Annotated in this window: 12 protein-coding genes; 6 read left to right on the top strand and 6 right to left on the bottom strand. The window is 67.9% G+C overall.

The features are described 5' to 3' along the window. Positions 1-177: 177 nt before the first annotated feature. The 5 genes from XAN126_RS0109250 to XAN126_RS28980 form a co-directional block, all read right to left on the bottom strand. A complete protein-coding gene (locus tag XAN126_RS0109250; RefSeq protein ID WP_024278308.1) occupies positions 178-384 on the bottom strand; it encodes a cold-shock protein in 207 nt (68 codons plus the stop codon). Positions 385-866: 482 nt separating this feature from the next. Continuing rightward, a complete protein-coding gene (locus XAN126_RS0109245) occupies positions 867-1883 on the bottom strand; it encodes an ABC transporter substrate-binding protein (RefSeq protein ID WP_024278307.1) in 1017 nt (338 codons plus the stop codon). Positions 1884-1903: 20 nt separating this feature from the next. Further along, positions 1904-2713, bottom strand: a complete 810-nt coding sequence (locus tag XAN126_RS0109240) for an ABC transporter permease (RefSeq protein WP_024278306.1) — start codon at positions 2711-2713, stop codon at positions 1904-1906. 3 nt (positions 2714-2716) lie between these two features. After that, the gene (locus XAN126_RS0109235; protein ID WP_024278305.1) at positions 2717-3529 is read right to left on the bottom strand and encodes an ABC transporter ATP-binding protein; all 813 of its coding nucleotides are present in this window, start codon (positions 3527-3529) and stop codon (positions 2717-2719) included. A gap of 151 nt (positions 3530-3680) precedes the next feature. Continuing rightward, on the bottom strand, positions 3681-6692 hold the full coding sequence (locus XAN126_RS28980; protein WP_024278304.1) for a DNA translocase FtsK: 3012 nt from the start codon (positions 6690-6692) through the stop codon (positions 3681-3683). A gap of 260 nt (positions 6693-6952) precedes the next feature. Here XAN126_RS28980 and XAN126_RS26155 point away from each other — a divergent pair, with 260 nt between their 5' ends. The 4 genes from XAN126_RS26155 to XAN126_RS27015 all read left to right on the top strand — a co-directional run bounded on the left by XAN126_RS26155 (position 6953) and on the right by XAN126_RS27015 (position 13760). After that, positions 6953-7771, top strand: a complete 819-nt coding sequence (locus tag XAN126_RS26155; protein WP_024278303.1) for a hypothetical protein — start codon at positions 6953-6955, stop codon at positions 7769-7771. Beyond that, positions 7653-9260: a DNA polymerase Y family protein gene (locus tag XAN126_RS0109220; RefSeq protein ID WP_024278302.1), complete on the top strand. Its 1608-nt coding sequence runs from the start codon at positions 7653-7655 to the stop codon at positions 9258-9260. Before XAN126_RS26155 ends, XAN126_RS0109220 begins: the two co-directional genes overlap by 119 nt. Further along, positions 9257-12556 carry an error-prone DNA polymerase gene (locus XAN126_RS0109215; RefSeq protein ID WP_024278301.1) on the top strand — a complete coding sequence of 1100 codons (3300 nt, stop codon included), beginning with the start codon at positions 9257-9259 and terminating at the stop codon, positions 12554-12556. Before XAN126_RS0109220 ends, XAN126_RS0109215 begins: the two co-directional genes overlap by 4 nt. A gap of 175 nt (positions 12557-12731) precedes the next feature. Then, positions 12732-13760: a polysaccharide deacetylase family protein gene (locus XAN126_RS27015; protein ID WP_024278300.1), complete on the top strand. Its 1029-nt coding sequence runs from the start codon at positions 12732-12734 to the stop codon at positions 13758-13760. A gap of 65 nt (positions 13761-13825) precedes the next feature. Here XAN126_RS27015 and XAN126_RS0109205 read toward each other — a convergent pair whose 3' ends face one another. Continuing rightward, a complete protein-coding gene (locus XAN126_RS0109205; RefSeq protein WP_024278299.1) occupies positions 13826-14521 on the bottom strand; it encodes an aldolase in 696 nt (231 codons plus the stop codon). A gap of 166 nt (positions 14522-14687) precedes the next feature. On the opposite strand from XAN126_RS0109205, the gene ltnD reads away from it, so the two are divergent. Continuing rightward, positions 14688-15626 carry an L-threonate dehydrogenase gene (ltnD, locus tag XAN126_RS0109200; protein ID WP_029876950.1) on the top strand — a complete coding sequence of 313 codons (939 nt, stop codon included), beginning with the start codon at positions 14688-14690 and terminating at the stop codon, positions 15624-15626. Positions 15627-15765: 139 nt separating this feature from the next. After that, positions 15766-16023: a cysteine rich repeat-containing protein gene (locus tag XAN126_RS28675; protein ID WP_024278297.1), complete on the top strand. Its 258-nt coding sequence runs from the start codon at positions 15766-15768 to the stop codon at positions 16021-16023. Positions 16024-16154 lie beyond the last annotated feature (131 nt).

The raw sequence follows: 16154 nt of genomic DNA, 5'->3' as shown, positions 1-16154 counted from the left end.
CCGGCCGTCTTGCGACGACCGGGCCTCTTCTTGTCAACGCCTGGACCCATCGATCCCGGTCCGCGATCAGCGCCGAGCGGGTTCGCTCAGGCACCGCGCGGGCTTTGCCGCGGGCCTAATGGCGGACTTGGCCGAAGGGTCGTGAGCAGGCTCACGCACCCTCGGCTTCAAGCCGCGTCAGAGGGCGGCGAGGTTCGCAGCCTTGCTCTTGCCGCGGTTGTCCGGGACGACATCGAACGAGACCTTCTGGCCGTCGTTCAGGCTGTACATGCCGGAGCGCTCCACGTCGGAGATGTGGACGAACACGTCGGGGCCGCCCTCATCCTGAACGATGAAGCCGAAACCCTTCTGGGCGTTGAAAAACTTGACAGTACCCGTGGCCATGGAGGCCTCCTGTGGAAACGCTCTCCGGGAGTTTCCCGAAAAGCGCCGATCGTCCCGGCAACACGCGACCACGAGAGAGTCACGGCGCAACGGGACGCAGTTCAGGACAGGTTCGTACTTGGGGAAGGCTTTTGCGTCGCGGCCCGAAGGAAACGAAGAAGGCCGTCGACGAACTTGTCCGCTCGGCTCGCCCCTCCGCACATCCATGAAATGGAAAGCGGAGGAACGAACGCCCCATGCCTTGGTGCAATCTGCTCAGGCGGGATCGGAGTACATCCGTCCGTCTCCCGGAAGCGTCTGCGCTCAAAAGCGCGCCGCATCCATCGGCTGGGGTTGATGGGAAGATAGGGATCAATCGCGGCGGTTCAAGGGCGGCGGGGAAGATTTTTGCCCGCCGCTCCTGAACCTTTTGCCGAACCCACCCGATACCGGGGGTGAACGCCCACCGGCAAGGTGGTGAAACACACCCGAACCGGACCGGACTATTTGCCTGCCGCCGCCTTCGCCACGAAGGTGCCGTCGAACGTCTTGCCGAGGTCGATCTTCGCCGCCTTCAGCTCAGGATCGAACTCCACCAACATGTTGAGGGCATTCTGCATGCCCTTTTCGGGGATGAGGCCGGTGCGCGAATAGATCGGCAGGGAGTTCTTGACCGCGTTGAGGTAGAGCGCCTTGTCCCCGAGCAGATACTCCTCCGGCACCACCGCCGCCACATCCTCGGGCGTGGCGGTCTTAAGCCATTGAAGCGCCTTGTAGAAAGCGTTCACGAGCTTCTGCGTGGTGACCGGATTCTGCTCCATGAAGTCGCGCTTCATGTAGAGCACGGCAGCCGGGTTCGCTCCGCCGAAGATCTTGTCGTTTCCGGCTTCTGTTCGGCTGTCCGCCAGAACAATCACGTCCCCGTCGTCTTCCAGCTTGGTAATGACGGGGTCGAGATTGGACATGGCGTCGATTTCGCCCCGCTTCATCTGCGCCACGGCCGAAGCGCCACCGCCGACACCTACGTAGGAGGCATCATCCGGCTTCAGGCCATCTTTCGCCATCAGGAAATTGACAAAGAAGTTCGTGGAGGAGCCTGGCGCCGTGACGCCGATCTTGGCCCCCTTCAAATCCTTCACCGACTTGATCGGCCGATCCTTCCGCGCCACCAGGACGATCCCCGGGAAACGGCCCAATTCGATAACGGAAACAATGTCTTGGCCCTTGGCCTGCATGCGGATGGTGTGCTCGTAAGCCCCCGTCACCACATCGATCGATCCGCCGATAAGTGCCTGCAAAGACTTGGCTCCGCCGCCGAAATCGTTGATGGCGACGTCCAGCCCCTCCTCCTTGAAGAAGCCCTTCCGCTCGGCGATCGTCAGCGGCAGATAATACAGCAGCGGCTTGCCGCCGACGCCCAGCGTGAGCTTCGGCTTCTCGATCTTGGCGGCCTGCTGGGCCGCCGCAGGAGCGGCGAAGGCGAGCGCGAGGGCAGCCACCGCGAGCTTGAGCATCTTCATGATTTTCCTCCCGTTTTTCTTCAACTCTGCGTCGCCGGCGCGGGGCGCCAGACGAGCAGGCGGTTCTCGATTGCGCTCACCACCGTGTCGATGATGATGACGAAGATGGAGAGCACCAGCATGCCCGAGAACACGCCGGTGACATCGAACACCCCTTCCGCCTGATGGATGCGATAGCCGAGCCCCGCCGCAGAGCCGAGATATTCCCCCACCACCGCCCCCACCAGCGCAAAGCCGACGGCGGTATGGAGCGAGGAGAACATCCAGGTGAGCGCGGAGGGCCAGAACACGTTCCGCATCAGCTGTCGCTCGCTCATCCCCAGCATCCGGGCGTTGGCGAGCAGCGTCGGGCTGACTTCCTTAACACCCTGATAGACATTGAAGAAAACGATGAAGAACACCAGCGTGACGCCCAGCGCCACCTTGGACCAGATGCCGAGCCCAAGCCACAAGGCGAAGATGGGCGCCAGCACCACGCGCGGCAGCGCATTGGCCATCTTCACATAGGGGTCGAACACCGCCGCGATCACGGCTTTGCGGGCAAACCAGAAGCCTACCAGCACCCCGCCGAAAGCGCCGATGGCGAAGGCGAGCATGGTCTCCAGCAGGGTGATGCCGAGGTGATACCAGATCACCCCCGTGTAGAAGTCCTTGAACGTGCGCTCGAAAACGGCGAGCGGCGTCGAAAAGAAGAAGGGGTCGAGCGGGTAGAAGGGCTTCGGCGAGAGCGCCGGGATCGAGACCTTCACCGTGGAGCCGAAATGCCAGATGGCGATCAGCACCACCGCCACCAGCACCTGCAGGGTGAACAGCATGAAACGGTTGCGCATGGTTCAGCTCGCGACCTCGGACTGGCGATATCCCTTCACCACCTCATCCTTCAGCGCCGCCCAGATCTCGCGGTGAAGGTGGTGGAAGGCGGGCTCCAGCCGCACGTCGATGTCGCGCGGGCGGGGAATGGGCACCCGCCACTGGCCGATGATGCGCGAGGCCGGCCCGGCGCCCATGATGACCACCCGATCGGCCAGCGAAATCGCCTCTTCAAGATCATGGGTCACGAACATCACCGCCTTGCGGTCCTGGCTCCACAGATCGAGCAGGAGGTTGCCCATGATCTGCCGTGTCTGGGCGTCGAGGGGGCCGAAAGGCTCGTCCATGAGCAGGATCTTGGGGTCACGGATCAGCACCTGGGCAAGGCCCACGCGCTTCCTCTGTCCGCCGGACAATTGGTGGGGGTAGCGATCGGCGAAGGCCGCGAGCCCCACGCGGGCCAGCCACTTGCGGGCGCGGGCGCGCGCCTCGTCCGTGTCGGTGCCGGCGACCTCAAGGCCGATGGCCACGTTGTCGAGCGCCGTCTTCCAGGGAAACAGGGCCTCGGCTTGGAAGAGATAGCCGGCCGCGCGGTTGAGGCCTGAAAGGGGCGTGCCGTGGATGGTGACGGTGCCCGATGCCGGCTTCAGCAGGCCGGCAGTGGCATTCAGCAAGGTGGACTTGCCGCAGCCCGTAGGGCCGACGATGGCGACGAACTCGCCATCCGCAACCTCGAGATTGACGCCCTGCACCGCGACGAAGGGCAAAGCCGCACGGCTGGCACCGGGGAAGGCGATGGAGATGTCGCGCAGCCCGACCGCGCATGCCTGAGCCATGCGGCCTCCCTGGACCACGCTGAAGGGTTGCACCACTGAACGTCTCCCGATCCCGCGCCCCGACCGCGCGTCCGGTTGGCCCGGATCAAGCGGACAAGGTAGCCCAGGGCGCGCGGGAGGCAAGGGTGGAGGATCGCTGGTGGAGCGAACCTCATCCCGGTCGCGAGAAGGTGAGGATCTCGCGCTTTCCGGCGTGGTTGGCGGGGCCGACGATGCCTTCGGTCTCCATGCGCTCCATGAGGGACGCGGCCTTGTTGTAGCCCACCTGCAAACGGCGCTGGATGTAGGAGGTGGAGGCCTTGCGGTCGCGCATCACGATAGCCACAGCCTGCTCGTAGAGGTCGCCGCCCGCATCGGCGATGCCGGAGCGGTCGAACACCGCCTCGTCATCGTCCTCGGCCACGGCATCCTCGTCCAGCACCACCTCGTCGATATAGTCCGGTCCGCCCTGGGCCTTGAGGAAGGCGACGACCTTCTCCACCTCGCCGTCGGAGACGAACGGGCCGTGGACGCGGCTGATGCGGCCGCCGCCGGCCATGAACAGCATGTCGCCCTGCCCCAGCAGCGTTTCCGCGCCCATCTCGCCGAGGATGGTGCGGCTGTCGATCTTGCTCGTCACCTGGAAGGAGATGCGGGTGGGGAAATTGGCCTTGATGGTGCCGGTGATGACATCCACGGAGGGCCGCTGCGTCGCCATCACGAGGTGGATACCGGCGGCGCGGGCCATCTGGGCGAGGCGCTGGATGGCGCCCTCGATCTCCTTGCCCGCCACCATCATCAGGTCGGCCATCTCGTCCACGATGACGACGATGTAGGGCAGCGCGGTGAGGTCCATCTCCTGTTCCTCGAACAGGGCCTCTCCGGTCTCGCGGTCGAACCCAACCTGGACGTTGCGGGTGATGATCTCAGCCCTGGCTGCCGCCTCGCGGACGCGGGCGTTGTAGCCGTCGATGTTCCGCACGGCGAGGCGGCTCATCTTGCGATAGCGCTCCTCCATCTCCTTCACCGCCCACTTCAGCGCGATGATCGCCTTCTTGGGGTCGGTGACGACGGGGGTGAGCAGATGCGGGATGCCCTCGTAGACCGAGAGTTCCAGCATCTTCGGGTCGATCATGATGAGCCGGCAGGCTTCCGGCGTGTGCCGGTAGAGCAGGCTCAGGATCATGGTGTTGATGGCCACCGACTTGCCGGAGCCGGTGGTGCCGGCGACCAGCAGATGCGGCATCCGCGCAAGGTCTGCAATCACCGGAACGCCGCCGATGGTCTTGCCGAGACAGAGGCCGAGCTTGGGGTGGGTGTCGGCGAACTCATGACTGGCCAGAAGCTCGCGCAGCCACACGGTCTCGCGCCGCCGGTTGGGCAGCTCGATGCCGATGACGTTGCGCCCCTCCACCACCGCCACGCGGGCGGACACCGCGCTCATGGAGCGGGCGATGTCCGGCGACAGGCCGATGACGCGGGAGGACTTCACCCCCGGTGCCGGCTCGAACTCGTAGAGCGTGACGACTGGGCCGGGATTGGCGTCGATCACCTCGCCGCGCACGCCGAAGTCGCGCAGCACCTGCTGCAGCATGGTGGAGGACTGATCGAGGAACTCCTCGGACAGCTCATAGTCCGGCTCCACCACCGGCGGCTCGCGCAGCAGGTCGAGGGGCGGGAGGAAGTAGGGGCCTTCCGTGCCCTCCGCAGCTGCGGGAGCGGCCTCGGGCGGGAGGGTTGTAACGGCCTGCACCGGAACGGGTGCGACGGCATCCAACGCTGCAGGCACTGCTGCCGAGGTCGCGGGAGCGGACGTCGCAGCCGAATGCAGGGCACCGAAGAACTGGGCGCTGATGCTCTGCTGGTAAGGCCGCCAGGACGCGAACGCCTCACCCGAAAGGATCGGCGCGGCCGCGAGGGGTAATGCTTCGTCCTCGGCTTCGGCCTCGCCCTGATCCTCGTCTTCAAGCGCGGCGGCGTCTTCCGCCTCGTCCTCGTCGAATTCGGTGTCGAGCGCCTCGCCGTCCTCGTCCGTCAGCTCCGCGTCCTCAGAGGCTTCGTCTTCGAGTTCGTCGTCTTCGAGTTCATCCTCCTCCAGCTCGGAGGAGAGCTCCGCGTCGTCCTCGTCCAGTTCGTCGTCGTCCTCGGAAAGGTCGACCTCATCGCCCTCCTCCTCGGCGTCGTCCGTGTCGCCGTCCAGTTCGGCGACCTCATCATCCTCGGAGTCCTCGTCCTCGAACGCGTCATCCTCGAGCTCGTCATCCTCGAGTTCATCCTCTTCGGAGGCGGCCGCCTCTAAGACCTCGTCTTCGTCGAAGTCGGCAACCTCCTCGGCGTCGGACAGCGCCTCGAAAGCCGTGTCCTCGTTCTCCACAAGGTCGTCTTCAGCATCGACCGTCTCTGCGGGCGCCGGATCAAGGTCCTGCTCCCCGGCCGGAGCGGGCGGGGTGGCGGCGCGGCCGAGAACTACGAGGCGCAGCAAGCTCCACAGGTGGTCGGGGACATCAGCCGTGTCGACCTCCGAAGCTGCCTCAGCCACAGCCTGCGGCGCGGTGTCGGCTTCGAGGAGCGCAGGCGTTGCCGTTTCAGTCAGAATCTCCTCCCCCGGGGCTGCCTCTGCAAGCGCGACCTCGGAAGCGGAGGGCTCACAGGCCGCCACGACGGTTTCTTCCTCGACGGGAGGCAGGACGACGGGAGCCGCCGTCACCTCTTCCGGCGCGGAGGCGGGCGCGGCGAAGGCGGTCTCCTCGGGGATATCCGCAAGCTTCGCGACGGGCTGTGCCACCGGCTGGACCACGTCGTCCGCCGGCTCGAACAGGAAGTGCCAGCCGCGGCTCGACCCCTGGGTCGTGACCGGGGTGGGGACCTGCGGCAAGACTGGCGGCAACGGGGTCGCGCCCGGCTCGCGGGGACGCAGCAGATGGTCCGGGGTGCGGGTGAAGCGGGTGTTGGCGTCGAGGGTGAACGGCCGCAGCCAGCTCGGGACCAGCTCCAGGTCGATCCAGCTGTGGGTTTCGGCAGCCTCGAAGGCGCCGTCGTGGATGGCAGGGTCGTATTCCGGAATCCGCTCGTAGAACGAGGGCAGGCAACGTTCGGCGCCGGAATCGGCTGGTGGATCGAACGAGTCGTCCGGAGCGTAGGAAGGATACGCAAGAGGTCTCGGAGGACGGTTGAAGGAAGACATGGGAATCCGAAATCCGCAGCACCGGCGCCGTTTCGAGGACACTAGGGCAGGGGCGTTAAGGGGAGGTTTGCACCTCGCAACAACGGTTTCAGGATACCTTATTTGTGAATTACGGGGACAAGGCCGCGCCGCTTCACCTGCCTGCGAAGGCCTCGCTCCAGCCCCCCGCAGGCCCTGCTGCCGGACCTCCATACGGTTGACATTCCGCCCTCCCGGAGTCCTTTTAAAGAGAACAAAATAGGAACATTGGTCCTTCATCCATGCACCCCGAGCAGGCTCCCCGCGAGGATCTGGCGGCCCTTCGCCGCCGCATCGTCGAGATGGAACGGCTGTCCGGCCCTCCGGACGGTCCTGCCCGGCCGCGCCTGTCCCTTGGGGGGCCGCTGGACGAGGCGTTGGGGGGTGGCCTCGCCCGCGATGCGCTGCACGAGGCTTTTCCGGCGGAGAAGGGCAATGCCGCCGCCGTGCTCGGTTTCGCCCTCGCGCTCGCGGCCGCTACCCGCAAGCCGGTGCTGTGGGTGCGGCAGGATATGGCGGCGCTGGAGGGCGGCGACATCTACGGCCCCGGCTGCGCCGCCTTCGGGCTCGATCCGTCCCGCCTGATCCTGGTGGCCGCCGCAGACGCCGCCGACACGCTGGGCGCCGCAGAGGAAGCCCTTGGCCATGGCGCCCTCGGGCTGGTGGTGGCCGAGCCCTGGGGATCCCCGCGCCTCATCGATCTCACCGCCACCCGCCGCCTCGCCTTGCGCAGCGAGCGCTCCGGTGTGCCGTCCCTCCTACTGCGGCCCGGGGCGGACCCCGGTCCCTCCGCCGCCGCCACCCGCTGGCGGGTCGCCGCTGCCCCCTCCCGGGTGGCGGGGGATGTGCCGGCCTTCTGCCTCGGCCCACCCGCCTTCGCGCTGGAGATCGAGCACAACCGCCTCGGACCCACCGGCCGCTTCACCGTGGAATGGAATGCCCATGCCCGACGCTTCGCCCCGGCGCCTCGCCGCGCTCTTCCTGCCGCGCCTGCCGACCGACCGGCTGCACCGCAGCCGGCGGGGACGTCGCATGTCGTCGGCTGGCGACGCACCGGCTGACCCGCCTCTGGTCACGGTGGAGGTGAAGGCCAATGCCCGCCGCCTCGCCGCGGTGGACGCCGCCGCGGCCCGCCTCGGCCTCCATCCCGGCCTCACGCTGGCGGATGCGCAGGCCCGCGTACCGAAGATCGAGGCGGTGGAGGCGGATGCGGCGGCGGACACGGCGCTGCTCGCCGCCATCGCCTCATGGTGCGAGCGCTGGACACCCTTCGTCGCCGTGTCCGGGCCGGACGGCATCGTGCTCGACATCACCGGCTGCGCCCATCTGTTCGGTGGCGAGGCGGCCCTACTGTCTGCCATGACGGAACGGCTCGCCGCCACCGAGCTTGCCGCCTGCGGCGCGGTGGCTGGGACCGCGCGGGCCGCCCTCGCCCTCGCCCGCTGGAGGCCGGGTCGGGTGGTACCGGCGGGAGGCGAACGGGAGGCCGTGGCACCTTTGCCGGTGGAGGCACTCGGCCTGAATGCGGAGGCGGCGCGCAGCCTTTCCTATCTCGGGCTGGTGCGCATCGGCGACATCGCCGGCAAGCCCCGCGCGGCCCTCGCCGCCCGCTTCGGCAGCACCCTGGTGGAGCGGCTGGACGAACTGTGCGGCGCCGCCTCTCCGCCCATTTCCCCGCTCAATCCCCTGCCGGTCTACGTGGCGGAGCGGCGCTTCGCCGAGCCCATGGGCGACGAGGCGACCGCCCGCGCCGTACTCGCCGACCTCGCCCGCGACCTCACCGGCGTGCTGGAGCGGCATGGCGAGGGCGGACGGCGCTTCGAGGCCGCCTTCTTTCGCAGCGACGGTGCGGTGCGGCGGGTGGCGGCGGGCACGGCTGCGCCACTGCGCGACGACGCGCGCCTCGCCGCATTGTTCCGCGAGCGGCTGGCGGCGCTGGCCGACCCGCTCGATCCCGGCTTCGGTTATGACGTCATCCGCCTGTCCGTCACTGCCGCCGAGCCGCTCACCGCCACCCAATCCGGCTTCGACGCCGAGCCGGACGGCGCAGGGCTCGACCAGTTGGTGGACATTCTCTCCGCCCGGCTCGGGCCACGACGCGTCACCTGCCTTGCCGCGCTGGACAGCCATATTCCCGAGCGCGCCGCCGTGCGGATGCCAGCACAGAAAGCGTGGCGCAGCCGGGAAGCACGCGCCCAGACCTCCCTGGCGCACGACTGGGTTGAACCTACCGCCGCCGGTGCGCCCCTCGCCCGCCCGCCGGCCTTGTTTCCCGCGCCCGAGCCGGTGGAGACGCTGGCCGAGGTGCCGGACGGCCCGCCTTTGCGCTTCCGCTGGCGACGCGTGCTGCACGAGGTGGCGCGCGCCGAGGGGCCGGAGCGCATCGCGCCGGAATGGTGGACCGCCCTCGATGGCAACCGGCCGGGTCTCACCCGCGACTATTTCCGCGTAGAGGACACTGAAGGACGCCGCTTCTGGCTCTACCGCGAAGGCACCTACGGAGGGGAGACGTCGGCACCCCGCTGGTTCCTGCACGGGCTGTTCCCGTGAGCGCGCCCTTCTATGCGGAGCTGGCGACGGCCTCGCATTTCTCCTTCCTGCGCGGGGCGAGCGCGCCGGCCCATCTGGTGCGTACCGCCGTCGCTCTCGGTCTCGACGGTCTCGGCATCGCCGACCGCAATACGGTGGCTGGCGTGGTGCGGGCCTATAGCGCCCTGGAGGACCTGCGCGCCCTCGACGAGAATCTGGAAGCCGACGATCCCGAGGCGGAGGCCAAGCGCGCCGTCGCCACCCGTGCCCACACTTTCCGGCTGGTGACGGGCGCACGGCTCATCTTTTGCGACGGCACGGCGGATATCATCGCCTATCCCTCGACCCGCGCCGGCTGGGGCCGGCTCTGCCGTCTCCTGACCACCGGCAACCGGCGGGCGAAGAAGGGCGAATGCCACCTTTCCCTCGCCGACCTCCTCGCCGACGCGCGCGACCTGATGCTCATCGTGCTGCCGGGCGAAGACGGAAGCGATCTTCCGCCCCTCCTCTCCCGCCTCGCCGAGGCCGCCCCCGGGGCGGTGTGGCTTGGCGCCGACATGCTTTTCCATGGCGCCGACCGCCGCCGCCTGGCCGCGCTGAAATCCGTCGCCCACACCGCTGGCGTGCCTCTGCTGGCGATGAACGAGGTGCTGTATGCGACGCCCGAGGAGCGCGACCTGCAGGATATTCTCACCTGCGTGCGCGAGGGCACCACCATCGCCGAGGCCGGGCGGCGGCTCATGGCGAATGCCGAGCGCCACCTCAAGCCTGCCGCCGAGATGGCACGCCTGTTCCGCGACGCCCCCGAGGCGGTGGCGGAAAGCGCGTCCCTCCTCGCCCGCATCGACTTCACCCTCAAGGAGCTGAAATACGACTATCCCGAGGAGCCGGTGCCCCCCGGCTGGACGCCGCAGGCGTGGCTTGAGGAATTGACCTGGCGCTGTGCCGCCGTGCGCTATCCCGAAGGGGTGCCGGAGAAGGTGGAAAAGCTGCTGAGGGACGAGCTGGCCCTCATCCGCAAGCTCGAGTACGCGCCTTACTTTCTCACCATCCACGACATCGTGCGCTTCGCCGAGAGCCAGGGCATCCTCTGCCAGGGGCGAGGCTCGGCGGCGAATTCCGCCGTCTGCTACGTGCTCGGCATCACCGCCGTGGACCCCGCCGACAACGATCTTCTCTTCGCCCGCTTCATCTCCGAGGAACGGCGCGAGCCGCCCGACATCGACGTGGATTTCGAGCACGCGCGGCGCGAAGAGGTGATCCAACACATCTACGAGAAATACGGCCGCCACCGCGCCGGCATCGTCGCTACCGTCATTCACTACCGTCCGCGCAGCGCCATCCGCGACGTGGGCAAGGCCCTCGGGCTGACCGAGGACGTCACGGCGCGCCTCGCCTCCACCCAGTGGGGCAGTTGGGGACGGGACATTTCCGACGCGCATATCCGGGAGGCGGGGCTCGACCCGTCAAATCCCTTCATCCGCCGCGCGGTGGAGCTGGCCGGCAGGCTGATGGGCGCGCCGCGCCACCTCTCCCAGCATGTGGGCGGCTTCGTGCTGGCCCGTGAGCGGCTGGATGACACGGTGCCCATCGGCAACGCCGCCATGGCGGACCGCACCTTCATCGAATGGGACAAGGACGACATCGACGTGCTCGGCCTGATGAAGGTGGATGTCCTGGCGCTCGGCATGCTCACCTGCATCCGGAAGGCGCTCGACCTGATGCGCGACCACGAGGGCATCGACTGGGGTCTTGCCGACGTGCCAAGCGGGCAGGCGGACGTCTACGCCATGCTCCAGCGCGGGGATTCCATCGGCGTGTTCCAGGTGGAGAGCCGGGCGCAGATCAACATGCTGCCGCGCCTGAAGCCGAAGGAATTCTACGACCTCGTCATCCAGGTCGCCATCGTGCGGCCGGGACCGATCCAGGGCGACATGGTCCACCCCTATCTGAGGCGCCGCAACGGGCTGGAGGCGGTGGATTACCCCTCCCCCGCCCCTCATCTCGGCGACAAGGACGAACTGCGCGACGTCCTCCACAAAACGCTCGGCGTGCCGCTGTTTCAGGAGCAGGCCATGAAGCTCGCCATGGTCGCCGCCCGTTTCTCCCATGTGGAAGCCAACAAGCTGCGCCGGGCCATGGCCACCTTCCGCAACCTCGGCACCATCCACGAATTCGAGAGCCTGATGGTGGAGCGCATGGTGGCGCGCGGCTACAAGCGGGAATTTGCTGCGCGGTGCTTCGAGCAGATCCAGGGCTTCGGCAGCTACGGCTTTCCCGAGAGCCACGCCGCCTCCTTCGCCAAGCTCGTCTACATCTCCTCCTACATCAAGTGCCGCCACCCGGCCGCCTTCGCCTGCGCGCTGCTCAACGCCCAGCCCATGGGCTTCTACGCCCCGGCGCAGATCGTGCGGGATGCCCGCGAGCATGGCGTGGAGGTGCGCCCGATCGACGTCAACTTCAGCCATCACGACAACACGCTGGAACACCGCGACGATGGCACCCTCGCCTTGCGCCTCGGCTTCCGGCAGGTGGATGGCTTTCACGAGGACTGGGGTGGGCGCCTCACCGCCGCCCGCGCCGTTCCCTTCGCAAGCATCGAAGACCTCGCCCGCCGTGCCCGCCTGCCCACCCGCGCGGTGAAGCTGCTCGCCGATGCGGATGCCTTCCGCTCCATGGGCCTCGACCGCCGCGCGGCGCTGTGGCACGCCCGCCGCCTGCCGGACGACGACGCTTTGCCCCTGTTCGCGGCGGCGGACGCCCGTGAGTTGGGCGTTGAAGAGGAGGTGACGCTGCCGCGCATGGCGCGGTCGGAGCACATCGTCGCCGACTACCAGACGGTGCGCCTCTCCCTGAAGGGGCATCCCATGGGCGAACTGCGCGAGCATTTCCGGAAAGAACGCATTCTTTCCTGCGCCGAGACATCGGCACTGAAGGACGGCGCCTTTGCCCGCACCGCCGGCGTGGTGCTGGTGCGCCAGCGGCCGGGCAACGGCAAGGCCATCTTCATCACCATCGAGGACGAGACCGGCATCACCAACATCGTTCTGTGGGAGCGCACGCTGGAGCGCTTCCGCCGCGAGGTGATGGGTGCGCGCCTGCTTTTGGTGGAAGGACGCATCCAGAAGAGCCCGGAGGGGGTGGTCCATCTCATGGCCCAGCGCCTCACCGACCGAACCGCCGACCTCGCCTTGCTCTCCCGAGTGCGGCAGCCGCGGATGGAGGTGACGCGAGCCGACGAGTTCGCCCACCCCCAGCATCCGCGCAAGCATCCGCGTGACGTAAGGGTACTTCCCAAGTCGCGGGACTTTCACTGAGCGCGCCGCCCGCGATGCCGCAGAGGTATCCAGCAGCCCAAGTCCGTAAGGGGGCAGGCGAAAACCCGATAAATCGGGCAAAAAAGGCACGAGGGCCCCGCGCACTTCACGATTTATCCACAAAAACCCGTGAGGCTTCAGAGCATATGGAACCTAAGGCCGGGATACCGTCGCCGTGAAGCCGCTCCTCATCGTTACCGGATTTGTGGCCGCCGCCGCCGTGGGCGCCGGCATGGCCATCAGCCCGCTCCTGTCCGCCAAAGACGACGGCCCGGCGACCACCCAATCCATTTCCCAGCCGGCGAACCCGGCTGCCGGACAGGCCGCCCAGGGCAAGGGCGCGACCGCCGCGCAGAAGAGTGCGGCCGCATCGGCCCAGCCGGTGCCGGCCCCCGCGCCGGAGCCCGCTGCTCCGCCGCCGGTCACGCCGCGCAAGAACTACACCTACAAGTCGTTCGACGTGGATGGCTCCTACATCGCCATGACCTTCGACGACGGCCCGAACCCGGAGACGACGCCGCGGCTCCTGCAGATTCTGCGCGAGCGCAACATCAAGGTGACCTTCTTCGTGCTCGGCAACATGGTCGCCAAGCACCCCGAAGTGCTGAAGATGATCGCCGACGAGGGCCACGAGATCGGCAGCCATTCCTGGAGCCATCCGCAGCTCACCCGCATCAGCCAGGCGGCCGTGGACAAGGAGCTGGGCAACACCTCCGAAGCCATCGTCCAGGTCACTGGCAAGCGCCCGATCTATCTGCGCCCGCCCTACGGCTCCATGAAGCCGTCGCTGCGCAGCTACATCGAGGACAAGTACGGCCTCACCATCGTCAACTGGTCGGTAGACCCCAACGACTGGAAGAACCGCAACAGCCAGGCTGTGCATGACGCCATCATGGCGCAGGTGAAGCCCGGCGCCATTGTGCTCTCCCACGACATCTACGCCACCACCGTGGATGCCATGCCGCGCATCCTCGATGAGCTGGCAGCCAAAGGCTACAAGTTCGCCACGCTGTCGCAGATGGTGGCCATGGACAAGCCGCTGAAGGTGGCCCTCGCCACCCCCGGAACAGCCGCCGCCAAGAAGCCGAAGCCCGCTGGCGCGAAGCCCGATGCGGCGAAGCCCGCCGGCACCTCCAAACCGGCCGCCGCCGCGCCGAAGCCGGCCGCGTCCCCTGCCCCGGCCCGCAGTGCCGGCGTCTACTGACGCGAGAGACGTACCTCGTCGAACGGCGCTCCGGTCCCGGGGCTCCGTTTTTCGTTCCGGGCCGGTCAGTCCTCGGTCGGATGAGCATGCCCGTGATGGTCGTGGTGGGCATCCGGCGCGGGGAGCGTGAGGCCGAAGGTCTTCACCAGATCGTCCACCTGTGCCGGCGACAAATAACGCGGATTGAGGCCGCGCAGCAGCAGATAGAGCTTCGCCGTCTCTTCCAGTTCCTCGGTAGCGAAGACCGCCGCCTCCAGCGTGTCGCCCGCAACCACCGGACCGTGATTGGCCAAGAGCACTGACGTGTACCGGCCGGCAAGGCCCCGGATCGCGTCGGCGACGGCGGGATCGCCCGGCCGATAATAGGGCAGAAGCGCCGTCTGCCCGGCACGCACGAGGTAATAGGGCGTCATGGGCGGCAAGGCCGCCCGTGGGTCGATCTCCGGCAGCATGGTGAGCGCCACCGAGTGGGTCGAGTGCAGGTGCACGATGGCCCTTGCCGTGCCGCGGGTCTCGTAGAGCGCCGAATGCAGCGGGATTTCCTTGGTCGGCGGATCGCCACTCAGGAGCTGTCCGGCGGCATCGAGACGGGAGATGCGCGCGGGATCAAGGAAGCCGAGGGACGCATTGGTGGGCGTAACCAGCCATCCGCCGTCGTCGAGCCTCAGGCTGATATTGCCGGACGAGCCGGGCGTCAGCCCCCGCTCGAACAGGGAGCGCCCGAAGCGGCAGATCTCCTCCCGCAGTCTGGTCTCGTCCATGGCCGGCCTCCGCTTGTTGCGCCGACGCACAAAAGCGAAGCGGACCCCCCTTGGCAAGCGTGAACAGCGCCGAGGCTAAAACGATTTGATCCCCTGTCGGCAGGCTCCTACAAAAGGCTCCGGATGCCGCCCGGCCAACAGGCGGCCGAGACACGGGGAAACGGCCATGGTCGAGCAGGCGGAAGGAACAGCGGGCAACCAGGGCGCCCGACGCGCGGGCGTGATCGGCCTCGGCTCCATGGGCTTCGGCATGGCGCAATCGCTGCTGCGGGCGGGGCTCCATGTGGCCGGCTGCGATGTCGGCGCGGCCGCAGTGGAGCGCTTCGTTTCGGCGGGCGGGCGTGGTGCAGCCTCCCCGGCTGAGGCGGCCGAAGGGGCGGACATGGTGGTGAGCGTGGTGGTCAATGCCGCGCAGACGGAGGCCATCCTGTTCGGGCCTTCCGGCGTCGCGGAGACGCTGCCCGAGGGCGCCGTCTTCATCTCCTCCGCCACCATGGACCCGGACATCGCCCGCAGCCTCGCCGCGCGGCTGGAGGCCACCGGGCGCCACTATCTCGACGCCCCCATTTCCGGCGGCGCCCAAAGGGCGGCGGAAGGGGCGCTGACCATCCTCGCCTCCGGCAGCCCCGCCGCCTTCTCCAAGGCGAAGCCAGCCCTCGACGCCATGGCCGCCAAGCTCTACGCGCTGGGTGACGCTCCCGGTCAGGGTGCCGCCTTCAAGATGATCAACCAGCTCCTCGCCGGCGTGCACATCGCCGCCGCCAGCGAGGCCATGGCCTTCGCCGCGCGGCAGGGGCTGGACCTGAAGAAAGTCTACGAGGTCATCACCGCCTCGGCCGGCAACAGCTGGATGTTCGAGAACCGCATGCCGCACGTGCTCGACGGCGACTACACGCCGAAAAGCGCCGTGGACATCTTCGTGAAGGACCTCGGCATCATCCAGGACATGGCGCGCAGCGCGAAGTTCCCGGTACCGGTCTCGGCCGCCGCCCTGCAGATGTTCCTCGCCACCTCCGCCGCCGGCATGGGCCGCGACGACGACGCCTCCGTCGCCCGCCTCTATGCCCGCATCACCGGCACGAAGCTGCCCGGCGAGGGGAACTGAGGCGCGGCGGGTGTCGCTTTTCTGCCGCGGCAGGGAGGTTACACTCCGTCGCGATTCGTTACCCTCGGGGAACGCCCGTGCAACCTCGCCCAGCGAGGTTCAGGCGTCGACCCGACGCAACAATACGAGGATCCTGCCGATGACCCTCTCGCTCCGCGCCACTTTCCTCGCGCTCCCTCTTTTGGCCCTCTGCGCCGGCCCGGCTCCGGCGCAGACCGCCGCCAATCTCACCGCAGAGCAGGCCCAGGCCCTGCGTACCGCCTGTTCGGCGGACGTGAAGAAGCTGTGCGGCGACGTGCAACCCGGCGGCGGCCGCGTGGTCCAGTGCATGCAGAGCAAGAAGGAACAGACTACCCCGCCCTGCCAGGCCGCCCTCGGCGCCCTCGGCAAGAAGTAGTTTCCTCAGCGAACCTCAGGCGCGCGAGGCTGGCGTTATCTGCCGCAGCGCACGGCGGCGCGCGCGCTGACTTGCTCTGCTCTCCATCCGTCAGCGCGACGGTGGTTTTGCGGCATTGCATCATGGCTCAC

The sequence above is a fragment of the Xanthobacter sp. 126 genome (genome assembly GCF_000526175.1).
GTDB classification, from domain to species: domain Bacteria; phylum Pseudomonadota; class Alphaproteobacteria; order Rhizobiales; family Xanthobacteraceae; genus Xanthobacter; species Xanthobacter aminoxidans.
This window is presented reverse-complemented; position numbering and strand designations above follow the sequence as displayed.